5 protein-coding genes are annotated in these 6,000 nt (G+C 69.9%); all 5 read left to right on the top strand.

What is annotated here, in order from left to right; genetic code table 11:
• Nucleotides 1-88: 88 nt before the first annotated feature.
• The 5 genes from AC3WTD_RS17705 (at nt 89) to AC3WTD_RS17725 (ending at nt 5,887) form a co-directional block, all read left to right on the top strand.
• Nucleotides 89-2,020 carry a penicillin-binding protein activator gene (locus AC3WTD_RS17705; protein WP_492614571.1) on the top strand — a complete coding sequence of 644 codons (1,932 nt, stop codon included), beginning with the start codon at nt 89-91 and terminating at the stop codon, nt 2,018-2,020.
• On the top strand, nt 2,020-2,376 hold the full coding sequence (locus AC3WTD_RS17710; RefSeq protein ID WP_008433738.1) for a YraN family protein: 357 nt from the start codon (nt 2,020-2,022) through the stop codon (nt 2,374-2,376). Before AC3WTD_RS17705 ends, AC3WTD_RS17710 begins: the two co-directional genes overlap by 1 nt.
• Before the next feature lie 58 nt (nt 2,377-2,434).
• Nucleotides 2,435-3,808 (top strand): FAD-binding oxidoreductase, encoded by a 1,374-nt coding sequence (locus tag AC3WTD_RS17715; protein ID WP_492614572.1) that lies wholly within the window; start codon nt 2,435-2,437, stop codon nt 3,806-3,808.
• A 62-nt stretch (nt 3,809-3,870) separates the two neighbouring features.
• On the top strand, nt 3,871-4,500 hold the full coding sequence (locus AC3WTD_RS17720) for a uracil-DNA glycosylase family protein (protein ID WP_492614573.1): 630 nt from the start codon (nt 3,871-3,873) through the stop codon (nt 4,498-4,500).
• Between the two features lie 106 nt (nt 4,501-4,606).
• On the top strand, nt 4,607-5,887 hold the full coding sequence (locus AC3WTD_RS17725; protein WP_492614574.1) for a nucleoside permease: 1,281 nt from the start codon (nt 4,607-4,609) through the stop codon (nt 5,885-5,887).
• Nucleotides 5,888-6,000: the final 113 nt, after the last annotated feature.

The following is a 6,000-nucleotide window of genomic DNA, read 5'->3' on the forward strand; positions in this document are numbered from 1 at the left end:
GTGACATCTGCAAACTCCTGCGCCGTAAGCCGGCAAGTCGATCCGCTATGATCGCGCATTGATGACCATGACGAACAAGGGAATTCCCATGCGCTTCATGCGCCTCTCGCGCGTCGCCGCGACCGCACTGCTGGCCGCCCTGGTGCTGGTCGCCTGCGTGCCGGCCAACACGCCGCGTTCGCCGGCCGAGCTCGCCGCCGCGCAGAGCGCCGAAGCGCTGTCCCGCCAGGGCCAGTTCGACCAGGCCGCGCAGGCGTGGCTGGCGCTCGCCGCGCAATCGCGCGGCCACGCCGACAGCTACCGCCTGCTGGCCGCCGAGGCGTGGCGCGAGGAAGGCCAGCTCGACCGCGCCATCCCGGTACTGGCGGACATCAAGCGCCAGCGCCTGAGCGGCGACGAACCGCTGCGCTTCGACCTGCTGCAGGCCGAGCTCGCGCTCGACCGGCATGACGCCGCCACCGCGCTGCGGCTCACCACCCAGCCGAACGTGACGGTGCCCGCGCCACTGCAGTTGCGCCTGCTAGAGTGGCGCGCCCGCGCCATGGCCGCCAGCGGCGATCGCTGGGGCGCCGCCCGTACCCGCGTGCAGATGGACGGCCAATTGAGCGGCTACGACCACTCCCAGAATCGCCAGCAGGTTCTCGACCTGCTGGGCCAGGTCGGTGTCGACTCGCTCAAGCAGCGCGCCGCCGCGATGCAGCGCGGCGACCGCATGCTGCCGTGGGTGAATGAAGCGCTGAGCCGGCTCGGCGTCGCCGTGGCGCAGCCATCGCCGGAGCTGCAGCAACCGGTCGGCACCCTGCTGCCCGGCGCCGACGCGAACGTGCGCGAGGGCTACAAGGCGCCCAGCCAGGTCGCGCTGCTGCTGCCCAGCGACGGCAATTACGCCGCGGCGAGCACGGCCATCCGCGAAGGCTTCTTCGCCGCCTACCTTGACGCCGGGCGCAATCACGCGCCGCGCCCGTCGGTGCGCGTCTACGACAGCCAGGGCACCGCCGACGGCGCGGTCAAGGCATACCAGCAGGCGGTCAGCGACGGCGCCCGGCTGGTGGTCGGCCCGCTGACCCGCAGTGAGGTCGCCGCGGTGTTCAGCCAGCCGCGACTGCCGGTGCCGCTGCTGGCGCTGAACCACCCCGACGACAAGCAGTTGCCTGCGGGCGACGCTAGCGAATTCGGCCTGCTGCCGGAGACCGAAGGCGCCCAGGCCGCCGACCACATGGTCGAGCGCGGCCTGCGCCGCGTCTACGCAGTGGTTTCCACCGACGACTTCGCGCAGCGCGCCGCCGGCGCGTTCAAGGCCGAGCTGGCGGCGCGCGGCGGCGAGTTGGCCGGCATGGTCACCCTGCCGCCGGGCGTCACCAGTTACGCCAGCCTCATCGCCGGGCTGAAGCTTCCCGCCGGCACCAGTGCAGCGGCGGCGCCAGGCCAGCCCGCGGCAGCCGGCACCACCACGGCGCCTGCCGCCAGCGGCGCGGTCGGCGACACTGGCATCTTCATCAGCATGCGACCGGAGCAGGCGCGCCTGCTGCTGCCGCAACTGCGCATCGCGCAGGTGAACCTGCCGGTGTTTGCCACCTCGCACGTCTACGAAGGCAGCGACGACGTCGCCGCGAACCGCGATCTCGACGGGGTGGAATTCTGCGACGCGCCGTGGCTGTTCGACGCCCAGCCGGGCCTGCCCAACCACGACGGCATCGCCGCACGCCTGCCGGCCGCGCGCGGCGGCGCAGCGCGGCTGTTCGCGTTCGGCATGGATGCATGGAACCTGGTGCCCTACCTGGAATGGCTGCGCGCCCACCCGGGCAGCTACGTGCCCGGCGCCAGCGGCCAGCTCGCCGCCGACCAGTTCGGTCGGGTACGTCGGGTGCTGATCTGGGCGCAGTTCCAGAATGGCCTGGCGCGCCCGCTGGGCGGCAGCCTGCAACTGGACGACGCGCCCTCGAACGCGCCGCCCGCCAGCGCCGAGCCTGCGCCGGCGGGCTCCGCGCCGAGCGGAACCTTCCAGCCCGCCGCGAACTGATGCGCGCCGCCGGCGACGATTTCGAGCAGCGCGCCTGCGGCGAACTGGAACGCGCCGGCCTGAAACTGCTGGCGCGCAACTACACCACCCGCCACGGCGAGCTGGACCTGGTGATGCGCGACGGCGACGCCGTGGTCTTCGTCGAGGTGCGCTACCGGCGCAGCGCCAGCCATGGCGACGCCGTCGCCTCGGTCACCGCGGCCAAGCAGGCGAAGCTGATTCTTGCCGCGCAACACTGGCTCGCCGCGCACCCGCAGCACGCGCGGCGCAACTGCCGCTTCGACGTGGTGAGCTACGACGGCCCACCCGAGGCGATCCGCCGCGAATGGTTGCGCGGCGCGTTCGAAGCCGGCTGATCAGGTTCGGCTGATCTGGCGCAGCAACTTCTTCCCGCGAGTGGATTACGCTTTGTCGATGCCCCTGCCTGATGCACTGTTCGCCCGCCTGCGCGACATCTTTCCCGGCGACGCGCTCGCCACCCGCGAGGCCGAGCGACGCGCGTTCGCCCGCGACAACTCGCGCTACGAGCAGTTGCCCGAGGCCGTGGTGTTCCCCACCTCGCACGAACAGGTGGAGGTGCTGGTACGCGCCTGCCGCGAACATCGCGTACCGCTCACCGCCCGCGGCGGCGGCACCAGCTCCACCGGCGCCGCGGTGCCGGTGGCAGGCGGCGTGGTGGCGAGCTTCACCCGCATGGACCGCATCCTGTGCATTGCCCCCGACGATCGTCTTGCCGTAGTGCAGCCGGGCGTCACCAACGAGGTGCTGCAGCAGGCGCTGGCGCCACACGGTTTCTTCTGGGCGCCGGACCCGGGTTCGGCGCCGTGGTGCACGGTGGGCGGCAACCTCGCCTGCAATGCGGGTGGACCGCGCGCGGTGAAGTACGGCGCCACCCGCGACAACGTACTGGGCCTCGCCGGCGTGGCCGGCAGCGGCGTGGCTTTCCGTACCGGCACGCACACCACCAAGGACTCCACCGGCTATGACCTGACGCGTCTGCTGGTCGGCTCGGAAGGCACGCTGGCGCTCATCACCGAAGCCACGCTGAAGCTCACGCCCCGGCCTGCCGCGCTGCGCTCGCTGCGCGCCACCTATCGCGACACCGTATCGGCGGCGCAGGCGGTGGCGCGCATCATGGCGCAGCCGGCGACGCCTTCGGCGCTGGAGTTCATGGATGCATTGGCGCTCAAGCTGGCACGCGATCACGTGCCGGACGCCGGCGTGCCGGAGGCGGGTGCCCTGCTCCTGATCGAGGTCGATGGCACGCCGGAGACGGTAGGCTTTGCGCAGGACGCCGTGGCGCGCGCCGCGCACGGCGATGGCCTGATCGCGCTGGACGTGGCAGCGGACGCCGGCGGGAACGCCGCGCTGTGGGCCGCGCGCAAGGCGCTCTCGTTTGCCCAGCGCGCGGTGACCGAGCACAAGATCAACGAGGACGTGGTGGTACCGGTGAGCCGCCTGCCCGCGCTGGTGGACGGCGCCCAGGCGCTGGCGGCGAAGCACGCGGTGCCGCTGGTGTGCTTCGGTCACGCCGGCAACGGCAACCTGCACGTGAACCTGCTGCCACGCGACGTGGACGAAATCGAGCGCGCCTACGCGGCGCTGCCCGAGCTGTTCGCGCTGGTGCTGGCGCTGGGCGGCACGCTGTCGGGCGAACACGGCATCGGCTTGGTCAAGCGCGAGTTCATGCCGCTGGCGCTGGAGCCGGCCACGCTGGGGCTGATGCGCGGCATCAGGGCCGCGTTCGATCCGGACGGCATCCTCAATCCGGGGAAATTGCTGCCTTGAGCGGCGGGATGCGGGATTTCGAGTTACCGGACACACGAAAGCGGTAGCGGGAGTGGTTGCAGATGGGAAACGGGAGAAGCACGGACAACCTTGGGCAGCAGCACACCCTGGACGCGTTGCTGACGGAGATCCGCTGTGGCCATACCTGCGCGATGCAGCAGCCGCCGGGGCGGCGGCCGGTACTGCAGGCTTCCACGCGCTCGCGCCTGCTGATCGTCAGCCAGGCACCGGGGCGCAAGGTGGAGGAGAGCGGCATTCCGTTCGACGACGTCAGCGGTGAGCGCCTGCGCGACTGGCTGCGGATCGACCGCGCCGCGTTCTACGACGCCGATCGCGTGGCGATCGTGCCGATGGATTTCTGCTACCCGGGCAAGGGCAGAAGTGGCGACCTGCCGCCACGGCCGGCGTGCGCGGCCATCTGGCATCCGCGCCTGTTCGCGTTGCTCGGCCAGGTGCAACTGACCCTCGCCATCGGGCAGTACGCGCAGGTAGGCATGCTCGGTGACGCGCGCGATGCCACGCTCACGGACACCGTGCGCAACTGGCGCACGCACCTGGCCCGCGGCGTGCTGCCGCTGCCGCATCCGAGTCCGCGCAACCGCCCGTGGGTAATGCACCACCCGTGGTTCGAGGCCGAGCTGCTGCCGGTGCTGCGCGAGCGCGTGGCCGTGGCGCTGGCCGACACCGATTGAGCTGCCGCATCGCACCTTGCCGCTTGGCGCCGGCGTCGTCTAACCTGCCCTGCCACGACATCGTGGCCACGGGGTCGACCCCGGCCTTGCAGGGGAAACCTCGTCCATGAGCCTCAAGCTCCGCCTTACCGTACTCAATTTCTTCCAGTACTACATCTGGGGCGCCTGGCTGCTGACCATCGGCACCTGGTGGTTCCAGACCCAGCACTGGTCGGGCACCAGCTTCGGCGCGATCTTCTCGACCATGGGCATCGCCTCGCTGTTCATGCCGTCGCTGGTCGGCATCGTGGCGGACAAGTGGATCAACGCCGAACGCCTGTACGGCATGCTGCAGATCGCCGGCGCGGTGGTGCTGTTCGCGATCCCGCACGTGCGCGACCCGGAGCAGATGTTCTGGGTGACGCTGCTGAACATGTGCTTCTACATGCCCACCATCTCGCTGGCGATCACGGTGGCCTACAACGCGCTCAAGCAGGACGGCCTGGACGTGGTGGCCGCCTACCCGCCGATTCGCGTGTGGGGCACGATCGGTTTCATCGCCGCCACCTGGACCACCAGCCTGCTCGGCTTCAAGGCTTCGCCGGCGCAGTTCCACGTGGCCGCGGCCGCCTCGCTGCTGCTGGGTCTGTATGCCTTCACCCTGCCCAAGTGCCCGCCCAAGCTGGGCGCTGCCCAGGGGCGCAGCCTGGTCGATCGGCTCGGCCTCACCTCGTTCGTGCTGTTCAGGAACCGCAACATGGCGGTGTTCTTCCTCTTCGCGATGTTGCTGGGCGCGGCGCTGCAGCTGACTAACGCCTACGGCGACGCCTTCCTCAGCGACTTCGTCAAGGTGCCCGAGTACGCCAACCTGCTGGCGGTAAAGTACTCCACCATCATCATCTCGATCTCGCAGTTTTCCGAAACCGCCTTCATCCTCACCATCCCGTTCTTCCTCAAGCGCTTCGGCATCAAGGCGGTGATGACGATGAGCATGCTGGCCTGGGTGCTGCGCTTCGGCCTGTTCGCGTTCGGCGACCCGGCCGGCGGGCTGTGGATGATCGCGCTCTCGTGCATCATCTACGGCATGGCGTTCGACTTCTTCAACATTTCCGGCTCGCTGTTCGTCGAGAGCCAGGCCGACCCGAAGATCCGCGCCAGCGCGCAGGGCCTGTTCATGCTGATGACCAACGGCGTCGGCGCAGTGCTGGGCAGCCTGATCGCCGGCTTCGTGATCGACCACTTCTTCACCAACCACCAGTGCGACGATGCGGTGGCGATCTGCAAGGACTGGCAGGGCATCTGGCTGGCGTTCGCCAGCTATTCGCTGGTGATGGCGCTGCTGTTCGTGCCGCTGTTCAAGCACCGACACGATCCGGTCGCGGCGCAACGGGCCGTGCCGACGCACTGAACCGGGCGAAGCAGGTGCGGCGGCATTTATTATTGCGGGGTCTTCGCGGATCAGTGTGGGTGGATTTTGGCGTTATCGGGTAGCGGTGGCAGGAAGCTGGCGATGACCTTGAG

It is taken from the genome of Rhodanobacter sp. FW106-PBR-R2A-1-15 (assembly GCF_058789735.1).

Bases quoted from the DNA above. Each gene is read 5' to 3' on its own strand.
- AC3WTD_RS17705 (WP_492614571.1), top strand. From the start codon at position 89: ATGCGCTTCATGCGCCTCTCGCGCGTCGCCGCGACCGCACTGCTGGCC.
- AC3WTD_RS17710 (WP_008433738.1), top strand. From the start codon at position 2,020: ATGCGCGCCGCCGGCGACGATTTCGAGCAGCGCGCCTGCGGCGAACTG.
- AC3WTD_RS17715 (WP_492614572.1), top strand. From the start codon at position 2,435: ATGCCCCTGCCTGATGCACTGTTCGCCCGCCTGCGCGACATCTTTCCC.
- AC3WTD_RS17720 (WP_492614573.1), top strand. From the start codon at position 3,871: ATGGGAAACGGGAGAAGCACGGACAACCTTGGGCAGCAGCACACCCTG.
- AC3WTD_RS17725 (WP_492614574.1), top strand. From the start codon at position 4,607: ATGAGCCTCAAGCTCCGCCTTACCGTACTCAATTTCTTCCAGTACTAC.